General features: G+C 48.2%; 25 protein-coding genes. All 25 read left to right on the top strand.

All coding sequences use genetic code 11. From position 1 onward, the window contains the following. The first annotated feature begins 1 nt into the window (after window position 1). The 25 genes from NTY76_02895 to NTY76_02775 all read left to right on the top strand — a co-directional run bounded on the left by NTY76_02895 (window position 2) and on the right by NTY76_02775 (window position 22,577). Window positions 2–1,171 carry a PAS domain-containing sensor histidine kinase gene (locus tag NTY76_02895; GenBank protein MCX5678037.1) on the top strand — a complete coding sequence of 390 codons (1,170 nt, stop codon included), beginning with the start codon at window positions 2–4 and terminating at the stop codon, window positions 1,169–1,171. Then, a complete protein-coding gene (locus tag NTY76_02890; protein MCX5678036.1) occupies window positions 1,164–1,550 on the top strand; it encodes a response regulator in 387 nt (128 codons plus the stop codon). Before NTY76_02895 ends, NTY76_02890 begins: the two co-directional genes overlap by 8 nt. 32 nt (window positions 1,551–1,582) lie before the next feature. Beyond that, complete coding sequence (locus NTY76_02885) at window positions 1,583–2,146, top strand: TMEM165/GDT1 family protein (protein ID MCX5678035.1); 564 nt, start codon at window positions 1,583–1,585, stop codon at window positions 2,144–2,146. A 19-nt stretch (window positions 2,147–2,165) separates the two neighbouring features. Beyond that, window positions 2,166–2,558 carry a response regulator gene (locus NTY76_02880; GenBank protein ID MCX5678034.1) on the top strand — a complete coding sequence of 131 codons (393 nt, stop codon included), beginning with the start codon at window positions 2,166–2,168 and terminating at the stop codon, window positions 2,556–2,558. Next, window positions 2,530–3,399: a YaiO family outer membrane beta-barrel protein gene (locus NTY76_02875; protein MCX5678033.1), complete on the top strand. Its 870-nt coding sequence runs from the start codon at window positions 2,530–2,532 to the stop codon at window positions 3,397–3,399. Before NTY76_02880 ends, NTY76_02875 begins: the two co-directional genes overlap by 29 nt. Beyond that, entirely contained in the window at window positions 3,400–4,524 is a 1,125-nt protein-coding gene (locus NTY76_02870) for a HEAT repeat domain-containing protein (protein MCX5678032.1), read from the top strand. Between the two features lie 114 nt (window positions 4,525–4,638). Next, window positions 4,639–5,934, top strand: coding sequence for a glycosyltransferase family 2 protein (locus tag NTY76_02865; GenBank protein ID MCX5678031.1), 1,296 nt, complete (start codon window positions 4,639–4,641; stop codon window positions 5,932–5,934). A 69-nt stretch (window positions 5,935–6,003) separates the two neighbouring features. Then, entirely contained in the window at window positions 6,004–6,393 is a 390-nt protein-coding gene (locus tag NTY76_02860) for a response regulator (protein MCX5678030.1), read from the top strand. A 10-nt stretch (window positions 6,394–6,403) separates the two neighbouring features. Further along, entirely contained in the window at window positions 6,404–6,637 is a 234-nt protein-coding gene (locus NTY76_02855; protein ID MCX5678029.1) for a FeoA family protein, read from the top strand. Further along, window positions 6,634–8,364, top strand: a complete 1,731-nt coding sequence (locus NTY76_02850) for a ferrous iron transporter B (protein ID MCX5678028.1) — start codon at window positions 6,634–6,636, stop codon at window positions 8,362–8,364. The genes NTY76_02855 and NTY76_02850 overlap by 4 nt, the downstream gene beginning before the upstream one ends. A gap of 141 nt (window positions 8,365–8,505) precedes the next feature. Further along, a complete protein-coding gene (nagZ, locus tag NTY76_02845) occupies window positions 8,506–9,537 on the top strand; it encodes a beta-N-acetylhexosaminidase (GenBank protein MCX5678027.1) in 1,032 nt (343 codons plus the stop codon). A gap of 19 nt (window positions 9,538–9,556) precedes the next feature. After that, window positions 9,557–10,321, top strand: a complete 765-nt coding sequence (locus NTY76_02840) for a hypothetical protein (protein MCX5678026.1) — start codon at window positions 9,557–9,559, stop codon at window positions 10,319–10,321. Then, entirely contained in the window at window positions 10,299–10,778 is a 480-nt protein-coding gene (locus NTY76_02835; protein MCX5678025.1) for a nucleoside deaminase, read from the top strand. The genes NTY76_02840 and NTY76_02835 overlap by 23 nt, the downstream gene beginning before the upstream one ends. Window positions 10,779–10,786: 8 nt before the next feature. Further along, window positions 10,787–11,149, top strand: coding sequence for a cupin domain-containing protein (locus tag NTY76_02830; protein MCX5678024.1), 363 nt, complete (start codon window positions 10,787–10,789; stop codon window positions 11,147–11,149). 35 nt (window positions 11,150–11,184) lie between these two features. Continuing rightward, window positions 11,185–12,270 (top strand): dipeptide epimerase, encoded by a 1,086-nt coding sequence (locus NTY76_02825; GenBank protein ID MCX5678023.1) that lies wholly within the window; start codon window positions 11,185–11,187, stop codon window positions 12,268–12,270. 3 nt (window positions 12,271–12,273) lie between these two features. Further along, complete coding sequence (locus tag NTY76_02820; GenBank protein ID MCX5678022.1) at window positions 12,274–13,443, top strand: DUF819 family protein; 1,170 nt, start codon at window positions 12,274–12,276, stop codon at window positions 13,441–13,443. A 61-nt stretch (window positions 13,444–13,504) separates the two neighbouring features. Then, window positions 13,505–14,812: a tRNA (N6-isopentenyl adenosine(37)-C2)-methylthiotransferase MiaB gene (miaB, locus tag NTY76_02815; GenBank protein MCX5678021.1), complete on the top strand. Its 1,308-nt coding sequence runs from the start codon at window positions 13,505–13,507 to the stop codon at window positions 14,810–14,812. Further along, a complete protein-coding gene (locus tag NTY76_02810; protein ID MCX5678020.1) occupies window positions 14,809–15,666 on the top strand; it encodes an SPOR domain-containing protein in 858 nt (285 codons plus the stop codon). The genes miaB and NTY76_02810 overlap by 4 nt, the downstream gene beginning before the upstream one ends. A gap of 26 nt (window positions 15,667–15,692) precedes the next feature. Continuing rightward, window positions 15,693–16,592, top strand: coding sequence for a tRNA (adenosine(37)-N6)-dimethylallyltransferase MiaA (gene miaA, locus NTY76_02805; GenBank protein MCX5678019.1), 900 nt, complete (start codon window positions 15,693–15,695; stop codon window positions 16,590–16,592). A 1-nt stretch (window position 16,593) separates the two neighbouring features. Then, a complete protein-coding gene (hflX, locus tag NTY76_02800) occupies window positions 16,594–17,853 on the top strand; it encodes a GTPase HflX (protein ID MCX5678018.1) in 1,260 nt (419 codons plus the stop codon). A 42-nt stretch (window positions 17,854–17,895) separates the two neighbouring features. Then, window positions 17,896–18,636: an HTH domain-containing protein gene (locus NTY76_02795; protein ID MCX5678017.1), complete on the top strand. Its 741-nt coding sequence runs from the start codon at window positions 17,896–17,898 to the stop codon at window positions 18,634–18,636. A 5-nt stretch (window positions 18,637–18,641) separates the two neighbouring features. Then, window positions 18,642–19,193, top strand: a complete 552-nt coding sequence (locus tag NTY76_02790) for a nucleotide exchange factor GrpE (GenBank protein ID MCX5678016.1) — start codon at window positions 18,642–18,644, stop codon at window positions 19,191–19,193. Between the two features lie 25 nt (window positions 19,194–19,218). Next, a complete protein-coding gene (gene dnaK / locus NTY76_02785) occupies window positions 19,219–21,153 on the top strand; it encodes a molecular chaperone DnaK (protein MCX5678015.1) in 1,935 nt (644 codons plus the stop codon). Next, window positions 21,153–22,307, top strand: coding sequence for a molecular chaperone DnaJ (dnaJ, locus tag NTY76_02780; protein MCX5678014.1), 1,155 nt, complete (start codon window positions 21,153–21,155; stop codon window positions 22,305–22,307). Before dnaK ends, dnaJ begins: the two co-directional genes overlap by 1 nt. 15 nt (window positions 22,308–22,322) lie before the next feature. Beyond that, window positions 22,323–22,577: a zinc ribbon domain-containing protein gene (locus tag NTY76_02775; GenBank protein MCX5678013.1), complete on the top strand. Its 255-nt coding sequence runs from the start codon at window positions 22,323–22,325 to the stop codon at window positions 22,575–22,577. Window positions 22,578–22,579 lie beyond the last annotated feature (2 nt).

The raw sequence follows: 22,579 nt of genomic DNA, 5'->3' as shown, positions 1-22,579 counted from the left end.
AATGCCGGACACCAGAAAGCCTCGGCAGCATCATGCCGGAGAAGAGCGACTAGGAAGAAAATCTTATATAAAGGAGAGGCTGGAAGAAGCTGTAATAGAACTCTCTACGGTGATCGAACGTATCGATGAAGGTATAACTTTAAGCGACTCGAAAGGCCATTTTGTTATATTCAATTCAAAGATAGAGGAGATCACAGGGTATAAGATGGAGGAGGCCAATGCCCAAAAAGATTTCTTGAGCCTGCTTCATCCGGGTGCCGACGAGAGACGTAAGGCTTTCGAGAGGCTGGGCGAGGTTGCAAAAAAGGGCAGAATATATGAGGCCGAATCGACCATAACCGCAAAAGACGGGACGGTAAAGACGCTTCTTATCTCTACGTCGCTGATACATCATATGGGCCGGGAGATGTTTCTGAGCGTTTACCGCGATATAAGCAAGTATAAGAAGTTCAACGAGCTTAAGGATGACTTCATCGATATGGTATCGCACGAACTGCGCACGCCGCTTTCCATCATCAGGGAAGGTATAAATATTATCCTGGATGAGATCCCCGGCAAAATAAACGATCAACAGGCCAAGATTTTGATAAGCGCCAAGGATAGCATAGAAAGGCTTAAGAGGATATTAAATAATCTCCTGGATCTCTCTAAAATAGAATCCGATAAGACGGCGATAAAAAAAGAGGTGATGGATATCGCGGCCCTGATGAAAAATGTTTTATTGTCGTTTGGGCCCAGGATGAGAGAAAAGGGCCTTGAGGCGAAGATGGACCTGCCGGAAAGCGAAATAAAGATATATGCGGACAAAGATATGATGACACAGGTCATGACCAACCTTATAGATAACGCGATCAAATTTACCAATAACGGTTTCATAAAAGTATCGGCCAAAGAGCTTAAGGAGGGCTTCGAATGTTCGGTTTCAGACAGCGGCATCGGCATAGCCGACGAGAACCTGCCTAAGATCTTTGGGAAGTTCCAGCAGTTTGGGCATGGCAATATCGTTACCAGGGAAAAAGGCACCGGGCTGGGGCTATTGATAGCGAAAAAATTTGTAGATATGCAGGGCGGTAATATACGGGTCGAGAGCAGGCTGGGCAAAGGGACGGAAGTTATCTTTGCGTTGCCAAAATATGTTAAGGCTAAGCAAGAAAGGGGCTGCCATGGATAAGAAGAAGGCCATACTGGTAGTGGATGATGAGCTTGAATTTTTAAAGATGATAAGGGTCAGGCTGGAAGCGAATAATTACGAGGTCGTCACTGCGGTAAATGGAGAAGAGGCTATGGAGAAGCTCAAACACTATAAGATCGACGCAGTCCTTTTAGATATAATGCTGCCCGATATAAACGGCCTCGATATACTAAAGGATATCAGGAAAAAAGATAAGAACCTGCCGGTATTCATGATTACGGCATTCTCCAGCGCCAAACGCTTTGCCCTTGCCAACAAGCTTAACGCTTCGGGTTTCATCGCTAAGACGGAAGACCTCCAGAAAGAGATCGATAACATAACCAGCGCTATAAGGCTTGCGGATAAGTTCAAGGGATAGGTTTTAACGCGGCATAAGTTTAATGGAGCTGAATGCAGGCGTTTATCGCGTCGTTCATATTTGTGGTCCTGGCGGAGATGGGGGATAAGACCCAGCTTTTGGCGATGGCGTTCGCGGCCAGATACAGCGCTTATAAAGTGCTTATAGCGGTTTTCCTTGCCACTATCCTTAACCATGCGCTTGCGGTTGCGACGGGCCATTTCCTGACCACTATAGTGCCGATGGATATTATCTCTTTTATAGCGGCGCTCTCTTTTATAGCTTTCGGGATATGGACCCTTCACGGCGATAAACTCAATCTTAAGAATAAGAAGGAGTCCCGGTTCGGCCCGGTGGCGACAGTGGGTATCGCGTTCTTCCTCGCCGAGATGGGAGACAAGACACAGCTTGCCACCATAAGCCTGGCTGTGGAATACCGGAATATGTTTAACGTCCTTATGGGGACTACTCTCGGTATGGTCGTAGCGGATGCCATAGGGATCATCGTCGGTATAGTGATGCGTAAGCATATACCGGAAAAGTCCGTTAAATGGATATCGGCTTCCATATTTATCCTATTCGGGCTTAACGGTATTTACAGGGTTTTAGCCAGATAAAAAATGCGAGGTTATAATTATGGCAAAGAGAGTGATATTGATAGTTGATGATGAGGCCGAGTTCGTCGAGCTGATGCAGATGAGGCTCGAAGCGAACGGTTACGAGGTGATAACCGCCAATAACGGAAAGGCTGCTATCGAGCGGGTGGAAAAGGATAAGCCCGATGCCATCCTATTGGATATAATGATGCCGGAGATCGACGGCCTCAGCGTCCTGAAAGAGGTGCGCTCAAAGGACGCGAAACTGCCGGTATTCATTATCACGGCTTTTTCTAATGAAGAAAAAGTGAAGACTGCAAGTAAGCTCAATGCCTCGGGGTTTATCGTCAAAACCCAGGACCTTGGCAGAGAAGTAAAGAATATAACCGCAGCTATAGAAATATATGAAAAATTCAAAGGGAAACACCGCTAAAATAATTTTTTCCAGGAAGAAGATAGCATTGGCGGTATTTTTGATAATAACGCCTGTCTTTTCCTGTGCCGCTGAACAGGCATCTATCGATAGATTGGTGCAAAAGATCACTCCTCCGCTTGTCGTGATGGAAGAAAAAGCGGCGGAAAAGGACCGTTGGTACCTGGACGCTTTCTATGAACCAAGCGATATACTTCAGGGGACGAGAACCGGCCACTGGAACGAGCTCATTCAGACCTTCGGATACACGCATAAAAATATCACAGGGTACGCGTCGTTCTCGGAGCTGGAACGATTTGACGTAAAAGACCAGACAGCGAATGTAGGGGCATATCTGAATTTCACGGACCAATACGTGCATATTGAGATGGGTTATGGATGGGATTGCCACTTTATATACCAATGGCAGACCATCGCGGAATACGGCCATAAGATTTATAAGGACCTGTTCGCCCAGATAAGTTATACCTACCGCGCTTACAGGGGCGACGATACCCACCTGGTGGTTCCCGGCCTTATATACTATTTCGGAGACAGCTACATCAGCGCAAATTACGGCGCCAGCTATATGGAGGCCCATGATACGGCTAATATCGGGGTATTCAAGGGAGATTTCGCCATTACGGAATTTTTGCGCTGGAACTGCGGAGCGGCTGTAGGCGGGAGGCTCTACGATATAAATGGTCTCGATGCCGGCGATGAATTCGGTTATATATTATTTACCGGCGTAAATATAAAGTTATACAAAGGGATAAATTTAAGATTCGGCTACTCTTACGGTACCGAAGAACCCAAGTTCATAAAGCGGAGCGTGAATTTCGCCGCATCGGCCAAATTCTAAATGTTTAACTACCATGCCGATATAGTCTGGGTGATCAATAAGGTATTATTCGGCGCTCTCATATTAACGAGCGCCGTTATATTTTTTTGCGCGGTCATTAAAAATTATATCTGGGAAAAACGCCGCCAGGGGTTGTTAAAGATAAAGAATGATATCTACGAAATGGTCCTATCCGGGAAATCCTTTACCGAGGGTGTACGTCACCCGCTTTTTACCGGCATCACTCCGCAGCAATTTATAGATATAGAGACGAATAGGAGCATCGATGCGGCATTCTTCAATGACTCCGAACAGCAGCTGTTAAAAGGCTGTTTCCGGGAACCCGAAAAGATCGCCGAATTAAATAAGATCGTCGAAAGGTCAAATGATAAATGGCACAGGATAGAGGCCATGCTGTGTCTCGGTTATTCGGAGGCAGAAACGGCAATAGACGTTCTTAGTGAGTCGCTCTCAAGTCGTGATGAGGATATAGCGTATTTCGCTATGATCTCTTTGGCGCAGATAAAGACGATGAGGTCTGCGAAAGCCCTTTTGGGATTTTTGCGGAAGAAGCCTTCCAATGGTTACAAGATAGCCTCGATACTCGGCAATTTTCCAAAAGAGATAGCGGATGAGGCTGTTAAATTAACCGATGATAAAGATCCGAGGATCCGGATATGCGGGGTCACTATTCTTTCGAAACTCGCTTCCCGCCAGCATATTGCAAAACTGGAAAAGCTTACCGGGGATGAGGTTGCCGAGGTGCGCGCCGGCGCCTGTGATTGCCTGGGCAGGATAGGAGGAGAGGGCGTGAAGGTCGCGCTCAGAAAGCGGCTGAAAGACGACAGCTGGCTCGTAAAACGACACGCTATATTCGGTTTGGCGAAAGCCATCGGTGACGATGCCGTGCCGGAAGTGATAAAGCTGATAAACGACGCGTCATGGTCGGTCCTCGACGCGGTAAAGGATGTAATGGCGGAACATATAAAAGCCTCTCTTCCTGATATAGAGAAATTCATAGCCGGCGGGGAATACATACCAAAAAAATATTCTATCATGGCTCTTGAAAGCGCGTCTAAAAATGCCGATCCGTCTGTAAGGGCAAAGGTGGCGAAAATTTTGGCAAAAATAGACAACGGACTATAGCATATGACGCTTGGTCCAAAAATTATATATATTGTTTTCATAGCCTCGCTTAGCTACTTCCTGCTCCTCACAGTTTATTATCTCTTTCTCACTCTGATAGGATCCCTGGAAGGGATGAGGAGGGAATCCCAGGGCGAAGGCGAAGATTATCCGCTGTTTTACCTGTCCACCCTGAGATTGCCGGTATCTATCATCGTGCCTGCCCGTAACGAGGAAGAGTGGATAATCGATTCATTAAAATCACTCATAAGCCTGAACTATCCCGAACTCGAGATAATAGTCGTGAATGATGGTTCGACGGACAGGACTCTGGAGAGACTTAATGAATTACTTAAGCTTAGCCCTATCGACACCATGTATATAAGGCACTACAAAGACGGGAATGTTCGTAGAATATTAAAGAGTGAAATGTATCCGAACATTACCGTTATAGACAAGGATCCCGGCAATAAGAAAGCGGGCGCCGCGAACGCCGGGCTGAATATGGCAAAATATGACTATGTGTGCGTCGTCGACGCCGATACGATACTCGAGCGGAACGCGCTTCTTAAGGTGATGGCGCAGGTCGATAAGGAGCCGGGCAAGATCATAGGCATTGGAAGTTATTTCGGCCTGGTGAACGGTTTTAAGATAAAAGACGGCATGATCATGGATCGCAGTTTCTCTTATAACCCGATAATAACCTATCAGAACATAGAGTATATCCGCTCATTTATAGGTAACCGCCTGGCATGGAGTAAATATAACGCGATGCCGATAGTGTCCGGAGGCTTCGGCGTGTGGCGCAAGGATATAGTATATGAGCTGGGCGGGTATTCCGCGGAATTTACATGCGAAGACATAGAGTTTACGTTCCGTGCTCACGAATATGCGGTAAAAAATAAGGAAAAGGGATATAAGATAGTCATGCTGCCGTATATCTCGGGCTGGACCGAAGGGCCCAGCAATATACGCTCGCTTATTATACAGCGTAACCGTTGGCAAAGGGTGACCAACGAGACGATCTGGAAATACAGGCATATGGTATGTAATCCTAAATACGGCCTCTTCGCGTTTATTACACTGCCTTATTTTGTGCTCTATGAGGTCCTCGGCGTATTTATCGAAATATTGAGCTTCGCATTCGTGGCATTCGGAGCCCTGGCGGGTGTGCTGCAATTCAATGTCTTCCTCGCGTACTTTTCACTTATGCTTCTCTCTCAGGCATTCATGTCGCTCTTATGCATATTGGCTTTCGTGGAGAGCCAGAGGCTCTTTAAGATAAGGTATATTATGTACCTCGTGGCGCTGTCATTTGTAGAGTTCTTCTGGTACAGGTGGATCATCAGCATATCGAAGCTTCTCGGAACATGGGATTTCTTTCGCAGGAAGCGGTCGGCCGATCAATATGTGAGGGCCAAGCGAGCCTGAAGGGTTTCAATTGTTAAAACGGAAACAAGCGGATATAATATAATAGAACATAAAACGGGAGGATGTAAAATGAATAACGTTAATCCCGGATCGAAGAAGATTCTGGTCGTAGATGACGAAGGGGATCTCCTGAAGCTGGTAAAGACGAGGCTTGAGGCAAGCGGGTATGAGGTCATAACGCTTAACAGCGGAAAGTATGTCATCGAAACCGCGAAATCCGAAATGCCGGATATCATCCTTCTGGACGTTGTGATGCCCGGAAAGAACGGCTGCGACGTGTGCAGGGAGTTGAAGGCCGATGAGGCTATCCGTAGCATACCGGTCATTTTATTTACCGCGCATTATCCGGAAGAAGAGCACCTTAAGCTAAGTTCGGGAGAGATCGGCGCGGAAGACTACATACTGAAACCGTTCGACGCCAAGGTCCTTCTCGCCAAGATCAAGTCTTTGATAAAATAAAAGAGAAAATATGAAGAAAATGTCTTTGCTGTCGCTTAAGGCGGACCACAGAGGTAAGGTGGTGGAGATATCCGGAGGCGGAAACCTGCAAAATAAGCTGATGAATATGGGTGTGTATAAAGGGAGAGAAGTGATTAAGCTTAGCCATATCGGTTTAAGGGGCCCGGTAGTGATAAAGACGGGCAGGAGCATATTGGCTTTAGGCCATAGTATAGCGGCAAAAGTTATAGTCGAGGCCGAATGATAAAAAAGATCTATTTAATAGGCAATCCCAACGTCGGCAAGAGCGTGGTCTTTTCGCGTCTTACAGGAGTCCACGTGATCTCCTCAAATTATCCCGGCACAACCGTGGAAATATCCAAGGGATACATGCATTTGGGAGACGATAAGATCGAGGTTGTGGATTTGCCGGGAACCTACTCGTTAGAGCCGACTTCCAGCGCGGAAGAAGTGGCGGTATCTTTATTGAAAGAGCACCCCAAGAGCGATGTCGTCGTGATCAATATCCTGGATTCTACCAATTTAGAGCGCAATCTACTACTGACCTTGCAATTGATCGTGGAAGGGTTTCCGGTGATCGTCTGCCTGAATATGTGCGACGAAGCCGGCCATCGAGGCGTTCATATCGACACGGAAAAGCTGGAGAAGCTGCTGAAGGTTCCAGTGATCCCGACGTGCGCGGTAACGGGCTCCGGAATAAAATCGTTGATCGAGAAGGTCGCTCATGCCGCGCCCGTTTTAAGGGCCGGGTTCATTAACCAGGAGCGCTGGACGGAGATCGGCAGGATCGTAGAAGAGGTTCAGCGCCTTGAACACAGGCATCACACCTTAAGGGAGGTGCTGGAGGACGCGTCTGTCCGCCCATTAACCGGATTAGTAATGGCGGCAGGAATTGTTTACGCTTCATTCAAAGTAGTGCGTTTTGTGGGTGAGTTGATAATTAACAAGATAACCGATCCGATCTTTTTCAATATTTTTCAGCCTTTCCTGGAAAAGCTGACTCTTCACTGGAAGGGGGAAGGGTTCTGGTTTCATCTATTGATCGGCGATCTAATTAACGGCAAGATCGATTTTAAGCAGTCCCTGGGAGTTTTGACTACCGCGCCTTATATCGAATTTGGAATGGTCCTTCCGTATGTCATATCATTTTATTTTATCCTGAGCCTTCTTGAGGATATAGGGTATTTGCCCAGGCTGGCGATATTATTGGATAATCTTTTGCATCGCCTGGGGCTGCATGGCTTCGCGGTAATTCCCGTGCTTTTGGGTTTTGGCTGCAACGTGCCGGGCATCTTAGCGACGCGCGCTTTAGAATCTAAACGCGAAAGGTTCATCGCAGCGACCATAATTTCTATAGGCGTGCCGTGCGTGCCTTTACAGGCGATGATATTCGGATTGTTAGGCAAGTTTGGAGGGCTTTATGTAACCGGGGTGTATCTGGTGCTATTTTCCCTCGTCCTGATACTGGGAATAATTTTAAATCATGCATTGAAAGGCTATAGCCCGGAATTTCTGCTGGAGATTCCTCCTTACAGGTTTCCGCCGCTGCTCACGCTGATGCAGAAACTTTATTTTCGCGTCAAAGGTTTTTTGATCGAAGCGGTGCCGGTTGTGATGGCGGGAGTTTTATTCATAAACGTGCTTATCTATTTCAAATTATTTGATTTTGTGACCAGGATATCCGCGCCCATAATTCATGGCTTGTTCGGATTGCCGAAGGAAGCGGTTGTTGCTCTAGCCATCGGGTTTATAAGAAAAGATGTCGCGGTCGGAATGCTTATGCCGTTAGGGCTATCCGCAAAACAATTGTTTATCGGCGCGACGCTATTAGCGGTCTCTTTTCCATGTATCGCCACATTCGTGGTCATATGGAAAGAATTGGGATTCAAGGACCTCATCAAATCGACTTTAATTATGATATTTACCAGTATCGTTATCGGGACGCTGCTCAATTTCGCGATACTGCGTTAAGAAATTGCAAAAACGTGGTTAAGTGGATTTAATGTGAATTCAAGGTTTTCATATTTTTTCGGTTTAATTGCTTTATTAACATCTATCTTTATCGCCTCTTATTTTTTTAATACGAAAAAATATACAGACGAAGATCTTAAGGTGCGAATAGGGCAGATGCTTATCATCGGTTTCCGCGGAACCGAGGCGAATGAAAATTCTTATATCGTAAAGGCTATTAAAAACCTGAACCTGGGCGGAGTCATCCTGTTTGATATCGATGGCCCGACGAAAAGCTTCCCCAGGAACATTATTAGCACCTCTCAGGTAAAAGAGCTTATAAACGGTCTCAAGAAATCCTCTTCGACGCCTTTGATGGTTGCCGTCGATGCCGAGGGCGGGCGCGTAAATCGCCTGAAACCAGAATACGGTTTTATCACGGTTCCAAGCGCCCGGGAGCTTGGGGAGAAAAATGATTTGAATGAGACCGTGAAAGCGTCTACGTCGCTTGCCGGAGAGCTTTCGGAGCTTGGGTTCAATGTGAACTTTGCCCCGGTCGTTGATGTTAACGTAAACCCTGAGAATCCCGTCATCGGGGCGCTAGGGCGCTCTTTTTCATTCGATGAAAGAATAGTTTCCGGGCAAGCCAGGGCCTTTATAGAGGGACAGCATAAATACGGGATCATGACCGCGATCAAGCATTTCCCCGGGCATGGAAGCTCAAAAGCCGATAGCCATAAAGGATTGGTGGATGTTTCGGAAACGTATCAGGACAGAGAGCTTATTCCATATAAAGAACTTATTAAAGACGGAGCAGTCGACATGGTTATGACGGCCCATATTATAAATAAGAAGATAGACTCTGAGTATCCGGCGACTCTTTCAGGGCATTATATAACGGAGATACTCAGAAAAAAACTGGGTTTCAAAGGCGTCGTCGTATCGGACGATATGCAGATGGGCGCGATCACGGAGCGCTATGGTTTCAAGGAAGCCGTGATCAGGGCCGTTAACGCGGGGTGCGACCTATTGATCATCTCCAACAATGGAAGCGCATACGACGAGATGGCTCCTTATAGAGCGAGAGATATAATTCTTAAGGCCGTCAAGAGTGGAGAGATACCACGGAAGGGGATCGTAGAATCATCCCGGCGCATTGAAAGACTGAAGGATAAATTCAGAAAGTCTAATTAGGAAACCCAGAGAGATGCATATGGATATTACGATAAAAAATAGAGTTCCACACATTATTTTTCTATATTGGATAATCAAAATAGTATCGACAACATTAGGGGAAACCGGAGCGGATATGTTTTCCATGACCCTTAATTTAGGTTATTGGCATACCATCGCGATATTTATGAGCCTTTTTCTCGCATTGCTTGTGATTAAACTTTCTTTGAAAGGCTACCATCCATTGGTTTACTGGCTGACCTTTACCGCATCGGCCATAGCAGGTACCGCGATATCCGATTTCATAGATCGCACATTAGGGCTTGGTTATGCATCAGGATCCATTGTTTTAGTGGTGATGTTATTGATAATTCTCGCAGTTTGGTACAAAAAAGAAAAGTCGATAAATGTAGAATATATCACTACGCCTACGGCCGAGCTCTTTTATTGGGCGGCTTTTTTAATCGCAAATACATTGGGAACAGCAGCGGGAGATTTTTTTGCCGATAACATGGGACTTGGTTTTATGAATAGCGCGATTTTGATATCCGCGATACTCATCATCGTCGCCCTGTTGCACTACTTTACAAAGATCTCCAACATATTGTTATTCTGGGTGGCATTTGTTCTGACAAGGCCGTTCGGTGCCACATTCGGAGATCTTCTTACGAAGCCTGCCAGCAAGGGCGGAATTAATTTTGGCACAGTGGCTTCTTCGATAGTTATTTGCATAATACTAGTTATTGCGATTCATAGAGAGACTAAACTGGAAAGATTGCGAAATGAAAATGAAACCAGAGCTTGAGCTTATGGGCCTTGCCTTAAAAGAGGCAGGGAAGAATCTTCTCGATATGCGGGGAGGGCCGTTCGGCGCCTGCATCGTTAAGGGCGGTAAAGTCATAGCCGTAAGCCGCAATACCGTATTAAAAAAAGACGCTACATGCCACGCGGAAGTTAACGCCATACGGCTGGCATCGAAAAGATTAAAGACTTTCGACCTTTCCGGATGCTCGATCTATTCGACGACCGAACCCTGTCCGATGTGTTTTAGCGCCATCCATTGGTCCGGGATCGGCGTACTGGTATATGGCAATGCTATTGCCGATGCAAAGAAGATAGGCTTCAACGAGCTTCCCATCTCCAACGCCAGAATGAAGAAGCTGGGGAAGGCAAAGATTAAGATAATCCCGGGTTTTATGCGCGATGAATCAAACCAGCTTTTTAAAAAATGGAGTAAACTTCCCGGCAAGAAGTGGTATTGAAAGACCTTATGATCATAAGACGTTTAAACAAATGCAAAAAATTTATCTCCAGGGACAATGCGATCTTACGCGAGCTGCTGCATCCCGCCAAAGGCGACTTCAGATTTCGTTATAGCCTGGCGCACGCGGTAGTCAAACCCGGAAAAGACACAAGACCGCACGTTCTTAAGACGACGGAAGTGTATTACATATTAAAAGGCTGCGGTCTGATGTACGTGGATAAAGAAGCCTCCAGAGTGAGTAGCGGCTGCGCCGTCTATATTCCGCCGCACTCTACACAGCATATCAGGAATACCGGCAAGTCGGATCTGGTGTTTTTATGCATCGTCGACCCTGCCTGGCGCAAGGAAGACGAAGAGGTAACGAAATAGCTTATAGCGCTATACTAAAAAGGCAAGTGGATGAAATGGCAGTCATGACCGCACAAAAGGGAATGCAGATCAAGCAGTATGAAGTTGCGCCGCTAAAGGCGCCCTTAAGCCAGCCTTTTCGCACGGCGTTTGGCCAGCATGATACCTTGGATAATCTGCTTTTTAAGATCAAGCTCAATAATGGTGTCACAGGTTTTGGCGAAGCGGCGGTGGCAACGCACATCACCGGTGAAACATTATCGCAAACGGAAGAGAACCTTAAGAAGTGCGGGCAAAGTTTGCTGGGGTATAACGTTGCTGAGTATTTAAGTATTTCGGCCGCGCTGCACCGGCAGCTGCCGGATAATAAAGCCGCGCTTGCCGCTATCGAGATGGCGGTTTTTGACGCGTTGGCGCGCTCTCTGAATATACCTTTATGGCGATTGTATGGAGACAGGCCGGTGAAGCTGCGTACCGATATCACGATCGTGATCGATAGAGTAGAGAGCGCCGAGAAGAAGACGAGAGAATTCTACCTTCGTGGTTTCAGGGCGTTCAAGATCAAGATCGGCAGTGATATGGATCTTGACCTAGCACGGGTGATAGTGGTTGCCAGGATTGCGAAAAAAGCAAAATTGTATTTAGACGCTAACCAGGGTTATAGCGCGCGACAAACCTTAAAGTTCCTTAAAAAACTTGAAAGATACAATATCATTCCCGATCTCATCGAACAACCGGTTCCCAAAGATGATAGGGAGGGGCTTAAAAAAGTAACCCGCCTTTCCAAGACAAAGGTTTGTGCCGATGAAAGCGTAAGTAATATGGCGGATGCCGTTTGGGCGGTCAAAGAGAAGGCCTGCGATGTTATCAATATCAAGTTGATGAAATGCGGGCTGGTGCAGGCAAGAGAGATCGCGTTTTTGGCCAGAGCCAATCATATCGGCCTTATGATCGGCGGTATGATGGAGAGCGCCCTTGCCATGACCTGTTCGGCGCATATCGCTTCCGGCCTGGGGTTTATCGATTATGTAGATCTGGATACGCCGTTCTTTTTGAAGGATAAGCATAAGCATAAATTCCTTTCAAGGAGCGGCGAGTATGATCTCAGTAGGGTAAAAAGCGGGATAGGTATAATACCTTAAAAAATGGTTACGAATTCTTACGCAGTCATCGCTATCCTGGTTCTCATCGAATTTTGCGTTCTGTGTATTTCCAGTATGCGGAGATTCAAGAAATATTTCCATTTCATCCCGCCGGTTTTCTGGATCTATGCGATACCTATGCTTTTCTCGTCGCTTGGCCTCATTACTACGGAAAATCCATTTTATAATATCATCGCGGCTAATGTGCTTCCGGGGAGCCTTATTCTCCTTCTGCTTGGCACCGACCTTAAGGCGATCTCGCGGCTCGGCAAAAAGGCTCTGTTCATGATGTTAATCGGCAGCGTCTCCATAATGGTCGCGATCCCTTCGGTCTTTTATCTCTTTAAAGGCATAGTCGGTAACAAGATGTGGAGCGGTTTTGGCGCGCTTTCCGCCTCGTGGGTCGGAGGCAGCGCTAATATGATAGCGGTCAAGGAGGCGTTAGGGGCTCCTGAGCAGGTGTTCGCTCCGATGCTTGTCGTGGATACGGTCGTGCCTTATGTCTGGATGGCGTTTTTGATCGCGGCGGTCGGGATGCAGAATATTTTCGATAAAAAGTTCAAGGTTGATAATAATGTTATGGAGGAGCTGAAGCAGCATTTGAGCCTCCAAGAGGAGCTTAAAAAAAGTTTTTCGGTAAAAGGGACCGCATGGATAATTTTTACCGTTGTGGCTGGGGTTATTCTCTCCAGGATATGCGCTTATTATATGCCTGCCGTCAGGAATATGATCTCGGTATATACCTGGACGATCATCTTTGCTTCGATCCTGGGTGTTTTGTTATCGCTTACTCCGGCAAGAAAACTTGAGCGATCAAACTCAACAGCGGTCGGGTACTGGCTTTTATATTTCGTGCTTACTACTATCGGCGCTAAGGCTTGCATCCGCGATCTAAATGCTGCTTTAGTGCTTATTGGAGCGGGTTTTTGCGTGATCATTTTGCACGGTTTGATCCTCGTCGCGGCCGCGAAGATTGTGCGCGCGCCGATGTTCCTGGTAGTCACTGCCAGCCAGGCGAATATCGGAGGCCCGGCTTCCGCGCCGATCGTGGCGGCGGTATATCAGCCGGCATTGGCATGTGTGGGGATCTTAATGGCGGTCCTGGGGAATATACTTGGAACATACACAGGCATCATCACCGGTTATATCTGTAAATTTATCGCAAAAGCATAATGCGAAAAGTTTATAAAGTTTATAACCTGGTTAGATTTGTCGGGTTAGAATTGAGAGAATTATGAAGAAGATTTTTATTAAAACCTTTGGATGCCAAATGAACACCCGGGATTCGGAGTTTGTGGCGGGGATCCTGGTTGATAAAGGATTCAGGCTGTCCGATTCAATGGATACTGCCGAAGTTATCATATTCAACTCCTGCTCCGTGAGGAAGCACGCCGAAGAGAGGCTGTTCAACAATATAGACTGTCTTAAAAAGCTTAAGAAGAAGAATACTGAGCTTGTGATCGCCCTTATGGGCTGCACGGCCCAGGCTTACGGGCCGAAGGCCATAGACAGGTCCCCGTTAATAGATATCGTCTGCGGAACCGGCAACGAGACGGACCTGCCGAGATTGATAAAGGACGTATTGAAGAAGAGATGCCGTATAATAGCCGCCGACAAGGTCAATGAAAAGAAACCCGAGGCTTTCCCGAAATACCGCGAGAATAAATTTAAGGCGCTTGTTTCGATAGGCGAGGGATGCAATAATTTCTGCTCATATTGTATTGTGCCGTATGTGCGCGGCAGGGAACGTTCGCGCGATGCCAAAGACATCATTCGGGAAGTGAAGGACCTTGCCGCTCGCGGGTTTAAGGAAGTGCTGCTCCTGGGCCAGAACGTCAATTCTTACAGGGCGGCGTGCGGTAAAGATTTTATAAATATACTGAAGGATATAAACAAGATAAAAGACATAGAACGCATCCGGTTCATGACGAGCCATCCCAGGGACGCACATACGGAGCTATTCAGGGCCATGCGCGATCTCGACAAAGTCTGCGAGCATCTTCATCTGCCGCTACAGTCGGGCTCGGACCGTATCCTGAAGCTTATGAATAGAAAATATAATTCAAAAAAGTATTTGAAATTAGCCGAAGATTATAAGAGAATGGTTCCCGGCGGCAGTATCACTACCGATGTGATAGTCGGCTTTCCGTCCGAGAGCTCCGGCGATTTCAAGAAGACGTGCGATATACTGAAAGAGATAAATTTCGACAGCGCTTATACGTTTAAATATTCGCCGCGCGCCGGGACAAAGTCGTCGAAGCTCCCGGACGATGTGCCTCCGGAGGTGAAAGCCTCGCGCCTGGAATTCATCAGCAGGCTTCAGTGCGGTATTTCCGGGGAGCGAAACAGATATCTTGTGGATAAGACAGTCGAGGTGCTGATAGAGGGAACCAATAAAAAGGATAAGGCCTTTTTGATCGGCAGGACCAGGACGAATAAGCCGGCCGTCTTTAAGGGAAGCGTGTCTCTGACGGGAAAATTAGCGGAGATTGAGGTCGAATCCGTAACGCCTTACGCTCTAAGGGGGAGGATAGCCGGATGAGGAAGGTATCATTATCGGTTCTTGTATCGGTTTTTATTACGGCGCAGCCGCTATTTGCGGCATCGTCGGCAAGCTTCTCCGTTGTCGAGAAATATTTTCTCGAAGGTAAATATAACTCGGTCATATCGGAATCGGAAGAGCTTATAAACTCCGGATCGGGCCGGAAGGACGAGCTATATTACCTGAAAGGCCTGAGTGAGCTTAAGGCCAATAAATTCAGCGACGCCAGGGCGAGCTTCAACTATATAATATCTCACTATTCATGGTCAAAGAAGGTATTTGACGCGCGCCTCGGTGTAGGTGATTCGTACTTTCTCGAAGGCAATAATACCAAGGCGCTCAATGTTTACAATGAGATAGCTGATAACTATCCTTCAGATAAGAATATAGCGATAGTGTACAGCCGCTTGAGTTCGTGTTATGCCAAAATGGGCCTGCGCGACAAGGCGGATTCTTATCATGCCATGGTCAGGACGAAAGCGCCGCTTAGCTTCGAAGCTAAGTCAGCGCCGGCTGTAAGTTCTCCCCTTCAAAATATAACGGCCTGCCCGACTGCACAAGAACCAATGTTAGGCAGACGGGCCAGAAAAGCCCCTTCACCGTATAGCGGCCCGGGCATACACTCCGTGCAGGTAGGGTCTTTCAAGAATAAGAGGAACGCGGATAAGCTGGTCAAGAGGCTCTCCGCCCGCGGCTATGAAAGTTACGTGACAATACCTGTCTTCTCAAGCGACAAATTCTATAGAGTTAAAGTAGGGAAATTCGCCTCGAAAGATGAAGCTTCCAGGATGGCCTCTAAGCTGGAGTCGGATGGTTACCGTACCAGCCTCTGCACTGATGACACGTGCGATTAATGAATAAGCCCCGCAGGAAATGCGTATTGTTCATAGTCGGTCCCACTGCTATAGGTAAGACCCGCCTTGCGGTGGTTCTCGCAAAAAAAATCCACGGAGAGATAATCTCCTGTGACTCGATGCAGGTTTACAGGGGTATGCGTATATTAAGCCAGTCGCCGTCGAAGAAAGAGAGGGCGCTGGTGAAACATCATCTGGTAGGTATCCTCGATCCAAAAAAAGAATACAGCGCGGCCGTATTTATAAAAAGGGCCATGCCGTTAATCGAAGCCATTATAAATAGAAAAAGGATCCCGATAGTCGCCGGAGGAAGCGGTCTTTACGTGAAGGCCCTGGTGGACGGCCTCTTCTTGAGTCCGGAGGCCGATATGAAATTCAGAAAAAGAATGCAGGCCTTCGTCTCCCGCCATGGATCCAAAAAACTGCATGAGCGGCTTGCGAAGATAGATTCGATATCCTCCGGGAAGATTCATCCTAATGACGTCCGGCGCATAATAAGGGCGCTTGAGATATTTGAGTCGACCGGCCGGACGATGACGGAGCTGAAGTCGACGACCAGAGGATTAAAGGACCTTTATGATATACGGATATTCGGCCTCATCGCCCCAAGAGAAAAAATATATTCCCGTATAGATTCCCGTGTCGATGAGATGTTTGCCTTCGGAGCCGTGGTTGAAGCAAAGAGGCTGGCCAGGAAGAGAATGTCGAAGACGGCCAGGGAAGTTCTGGGATTTAAGGAGATAGCGGATTATCTGGACGGCGAGTATGACCTGGAATACGCAAAGGGTCTGGTCAAGATGAATACCCGGCGTTTCGCCAAGCGCCAGCTCACCTGGTTTCGTCCGGACAAGAGAATAAAATGGTACGACATCACCCGGAATACCGGGGCAAAGATAGTAAATAAGATAATGAAAGAGGTGCGATGATATGGAGCGCGCGGTCCTGGTGACGGTCGATTTCGGTAAGCGGGATGTATGGAGCGCGGAGGAGCGCTCGGCTGAGCTCGCCGAACTGGCAGCTTCGGCGCTCGCCAAGGTTGTGCGTCGGGAGATAGTCCACAGGCACGAGCCGAGCCCCGCGTCCTTTATAGGCAGCGGCAAGGCCGAAGAGCTGGCCGGGATATGTCTCTCCGAGGACATAGATGTCGTGATATTCAATAATGACCTCACCGCTTCACAGCAGAAGAACCTCGAGGAGGTAATAGGCGTAAAGACGATCGACAGGACGCAGCTTATCCTGGATATATTCGCGCGCCGCGCGCATTCCAATGAAGGCAAGCTGCAGGTGGAGCTCGCGCAGCTTAAATATATGCTGCCGCGTCTTATGGGTAAGGGAATCGAGATGTCGAGGCTCGGAGGAGGGATAGGTACGAGCGGGCCGGGCGAACAGAAGCTCGAAGTGGATCGCCGCAAAATAAAAGCCAGGGTCTCTAAACTTACAAAGGACCTGGAGGGCCTCGGGAAGAGGCGAGATATGATGCGGACGAAGCGCTCGCGGCATTCGCTGCTTACTGTCGCCATAGTGGGTTATACCAATGTCGGGAAGTCGACCCTTCTTAATGCGCTGACAGGTTCCGATGTTGTCGTCCGGGATAAATTATTTGCCACACTGGACCCGACCGTAAGAAAATTTATCATGCCTAATAACCAGAAGGTGCTCTTTATCGATACGGTCGGTTTCATAAAAGAACTCCCGCACCATCTTATCGAGGCCTTCAAGGCTACGCTCGAAGAGGTGACCGAAGCGGACCTTATATTGCATATTGTCGATTCGAGCCATCCAAAGGCCCTGGAACAGGCCGAGGCAGTCTATGATGTATTGAAAGAGATAAAAGCGATCGATAAACCTATGATCACCGTTCTTAATAAGATAGACAAGGTAGCGGATAATGCGGTGATCGAACGCCTCAAAAAGCATTTTGATGCTCCAGTCTTGATATCGGCGTTGAAAAAGGAAGGATTTGATGGTTTCATCTCGAAAATTCTTCAGCATATGAAGGGCCTGACCGCCCTTATCAATATCAAGATCTCCGCCGGCGATGCCAAGACGCTCAACCTGATTCACGAAAACGGTTTCATCAGGAAACAAGAGTATGTGGGCGATGAGCTCCTGATAGAGGCCGAGGTCCCCCTGCGCCTGAAAGAGCTCCTGGGTAAAGAATTTCCGGAAAATCCCCTTGACATTTAGCACTCATTGGTGTAGAGTGCTAATGCTTATGAGGTGCATAACATGATCAGGGAATTGAATAAGAGGCAGCAGGAAGTTCTGGAGATGATAGTGCGCCGCTACGTCGAGACGGCGGAGCCGGTGGGGTCGCGCTATATCTCGCGGAAGCTTGACCTCTCGAGCGCCACCATACGCAATGTGATGGCGGACCTTGAGGACCTGGGTTACATAATGCAGCCGCATACCTCCGCCGGCCGCTCGCCGACCGATAGAGGCTATCGTTACTATATCGAATTGCTGATGCATGTAAAGAATGTCAACATGCTGGAGGCGAAGCGCTCCATGAAAGATCAGTATGGCACAGCGGCCCGCTCGATCGAAGATGTCCTGGAACGCACGTCTTACATGATATCCAATGTCACGAATTATGTCGGGTTAACGCTTTCTTCGCAGTATGATAAACTGTATCTCGACGGCACAAGCCATATAATAGAGCAGCCGGAGTTCCAGGACCTGCGAAAGCTATACGCTTTACTCAAATACCTCGAACATAAAAGTGAGCTGTTGGATCTATTGAAGCATGATTTTGAAACGGACGGCGTCACTATACATATAGGTAAAGAGAATTTTTCGAATTCCTTAAGCGACTGCAGTATCGTGACGAAGAGCTATAAAGTGAAAGGTAAAGCATCCGGAAGGCTGGGAGTCATCGGTCCCAAGAGAATGGTATACGAAAAGGTGATCCCGATGGTCGAGTTCCTGGCGGATGCGGTGACGGACATATTCAATGAGATGGAGATATAGAGACTGTGCCGAATAATAAAAACGGTTGTAAGGGTAAAGATGATAAAAACACGCAGCCATCTCCGCAAGGAGACGAGCTTGTTACTATTACCAGGAAAGAATATGAGGCGCTAAAGGCGAAGTCCGGGGAGTGCGATGCCTTTAACGATAAATATATAAGGGCCCATGCCGAATTTGAGAATGTGCGGAAGCGCCTGGAAAAGGACAAGATCGATTTCGTCAAATATGCGAACGAAGGTTTTATCCTAGATCTCTTGCCGATAATAGATAATCTGGAGATAGCGGAAAAACATATAAAGGAAGCAAAGGATTTTAAGGCGGTGCAGGACGGTGTCGATATGATACAGTTGCAGATACAGGGTTTTCTGAAAGATATAGGGTTGGAGCGGATAAAGACCGTGGGGGAGAAGTTCGACCCTCATGTGCACGAACCCATCGAAACCGTCGAAGCTCCCGATAAGGAGGACGGTATTATAGTTGACGAATTAAAGCCGGGCTATAGGCTTAACGGTAAGCTTCTGCGTCCGGCTTCTGTAAAGATCGTAAAAAATAAATAATATAGAAAAAATAACGGAGGTAAATATGTCAAAAGTTATAGGAATAGATCTCGGGACTTCAAACTCAGCGGCGGCATATATGGAGGCGGGCCGCCCGGTGATAATACCTTCGGCTGAAGGCGCCGGAGTGGCAAGCGGTAAGGCGTTTCCGTCGTTCGTGGCCTTTACTAAAGACGGCCAGAAGCTGGTCGGCGAGCCGGCGAAGAGACAGGCTTCGATCAATCCTGAAGGCACGATATTCGCGGCCAAGCGTAAAATGGGAACAGACTTCAAGTATAAGGTGTATGGGAAAGAATATACCCCTCAGCAAATTTCGTCTTTCCTGCTCCAGAAGATAAAACAGGACGCCGAGGCATATCTTGGCGATACCGTGAATGAGGTAGTTATCACGTGCCCCGCGTATTTCAATGACAACCAGCGCCAGGCTACTAAAGACGCCGGAGAGATTGCGGGATTAAAAGTATTAAGAATAATTAACGAGCCGACGGCCGCATGTCTGGCATACGGGCTGGATAAGGCGGGGAAAGAGCAGAAGATAATGGTCTTCGATCTCGGCGGCGGCACGCTCGATGTTACGATCCTTGAAATGGGATGGGATACCGAGCATGAAGCGGCTACATTTGAAGTAATGTCGACATCCGGCGACACGCAGCTCGGCGGCACAGACATGGATAATACGCTTGTGGATTATATCGTAAAAGAGTTCAAGAGAGATACGGGCATAGACCTGAAGAACGATAAGATGGCGGTCCAGCGCGTCAGGGAAGCCGCTGAAAAGGCCAAGGTCGAGCTGTCAAGCACCTTGTCGACGGATCTCAATCTGCCGTTTATAACGGCGGACCAGACGGGCCCGAAGCATCTCACGATGACATTGAACAGGGCCAAGGTTGAAGAGCTCGTGCAGCCCATCATAGACCGCTGTAAGCATCCGATCGAGCAGGCATTGTCGGACGCCAAAGTCACCGCCAAAGATATAAGCAAGGTCATTCTCGTCGGCGGCCCCACCAGGATGCCGATAGTCCAGAAGTTCGTAGAAGATTATGTAGGCAAGAAGATCGAGCGCGGGGTCGACCCGATGGAATGCGTGGCATTGGGCGCAGCGATCCAGGCATCCATTATGAAGGGCGAAACGAAAGATGTGCTGCTGCTGGACGTCACGCCGCTTTCGCTCGGGATCGAGACGCTCGGCGGGGTTAATACGAAGCTGATCGAGCGCAATACGACCGTTCCGACCAGAAAGAGCCAGATATTCTCCACGGCCGCGGATAACCAGACGGCGGTTACCATACGCGTCATTCAGGGTGAGCGCCAGCTGGCGGAAGGCGAAGGTAATGTGGAACTCGGCAGGTTCGACCTTGTAGGCATACCTCCGGCGCCGCGCGGAGTTCCCCAGATAGAAGTCGGGTTTGACATAGATGCCAACGGTATCGTGCACGTCTCGGCCAAGGACCTTGGCACAGGCAAGGAACAGTCGATAAAGATCACCGCTCCCAAGAAGCTCTCCAAGGAAGAGATCGACAAGATGATCAAGGATGCGGAGAAGTATGCCGCCGAAGACTCGAAGAAGAAAGAGGAGGTCGAACAGGTGAACCAGGCGGATGCTCTGGTCTATTCGACCGAGAAGTCACTGAAGGAATTCGGAGATAAAGTAAGCCAATCGGATAGGGCGGATATAGAATCACGCCTGAATGAATTGAAGCAGGCGATAAAAGAGAAGAATCTGCCCAGCATTAAGCGCGGTACGGAAGAGCTGACAAAGGCGGCCCATAAGTTAGCCGAGGAAGTATATAAGAAGACCTCCGGCCCTCGTCCGGGTCCCGGAGCCGGAGCTGCCGGCCCTGAGCAGTCCTCGCAGGAAGGCCCTGGCCCCGGCGAAAACGCTTCCGGTCCCAAACAGGGTGAAGATATAATCGACGCCGAATATACAGCCGAGGATGAGAAAGATAAAAAGAAAAAATAATGGAGAAACGCGACTACTATGAAATCCTCGGCCTGGGCAAAACAGCCACTACCGATGAGATAAAAAAAGCTTACAGGAATCTCGCTCTTAAATATCACCCCGACAGGGTGACTCCCGACAAGAAGAAGGAAGCCGAGGAGAAATTTAAGGAGATGTCGGAGGCCTATGAGGTCCTCGTAGACAAAGAGAAGCGTGCCAATTACGACCAGTATGGCCATGCCGGAGTCGACAGCTCTTTTAAACAGGGCGGTTTCCAATGGCAGGACTTCCATCACTACGATGATCTTAAGGATATTTTCGGCGGCGCCGATGTAAGCGATCTTCTCAAGGGGTTCGGTTTCGGCGGCGACATCTTCGGCTCTTCCCGCAGAGGCGGGTCTAGGCGCGGGTCGGATCTCGAATATCAGCTTGAGATATCTTTTGACGAAGCGGCTTTCGGCGGTGAGGAGACTATTACCATCCCTCGTCAGGAGACCTGCGAGGAATGCCGCGGCACGGGCGCCAAACCCGGCTCCAAGAAAGAGCGGTGCCCTGACTGCGACGGACAGGGGCAGGTCAGGGCTTCAAATGGATTCTTTAGTGTTGTGCAGACATGCCGGAAATGCGGAGGCGAAGGATCCATAATAAGAACGCCATGTCCGGCCTGTAACGGCAGAGGCCGCATAAAAACGAAACGCAATATAAAGGTTAAGATCCCTGCCGGTGTGGATTCCGGATCAAGGCTGAGGATACACGGAGAGGGCGAGGCGGGAGAGAGGGGTGGTCAGCGCGGTGACCTGTATATATTGATCTATGTAAAACATCATGAAATATTTGAGCGCCACGACGCCGATATATATTGCGAAGTTCCTATAGCCTATGTTACAGCGGTATTCGGAGGCGAGATAGAGGTCCCTACTATCGAAGGCAAGATAATGATGAAGATTCCCCCAGCCACCCAGAGCGGCAAACAATTCCGGCTGAGAAATAAAGGAATCGCCCATCTGCACGATTACGGCAGGGGTGATCAGATAGTGAAGGTCCAGATAGATGTCCCTACAAATCTTAATCCGGACGAGAAGAAAGCGCTTAAAGAGTTTGCCAGGGTTTCGGAAGACGGCAAGGGGCCGCTGGCCAGAACGTTCGTAGAGAAGATGAAGAGGATCTTTAAATGATAGAAGGAGAAGTAAATGCCGACTTATGATTATCAATGTGATAAATGCGGTGGCCATTTCGAAAAGTTCGAGAAGATGACGGATCGTCCGGTCGGAAAATGCCCTAAGTGCGGCGGCAAGACTCAGCGCCTGATCGCGGGTGGCAGCGGCGTGATATTTAAGGGAACGGGTTTTTACGAGACCGATTATAAGAAGAAATCGAAGTCTGACAGGCCTTGCCCGGGATCCGGAGGCGGCTCCTGCAAGGGATGCCCTTCAAGCGGTAGTTAATG

This window comes from Candidatus Omnitrophota bacterium, assembly GCA_026387175.1.
Classification (GTDB): domain Bacteria; phylum Omnitrophota; class Gorgyraeia; order 2-01-FULL-45-10; family 2-01-FULL-45-10; genus CAIMPC01.
Note: the sequence above shows the minus strand (reverse complement) of the source record. Positions and strands in the feature narration are given on the sequence as shown.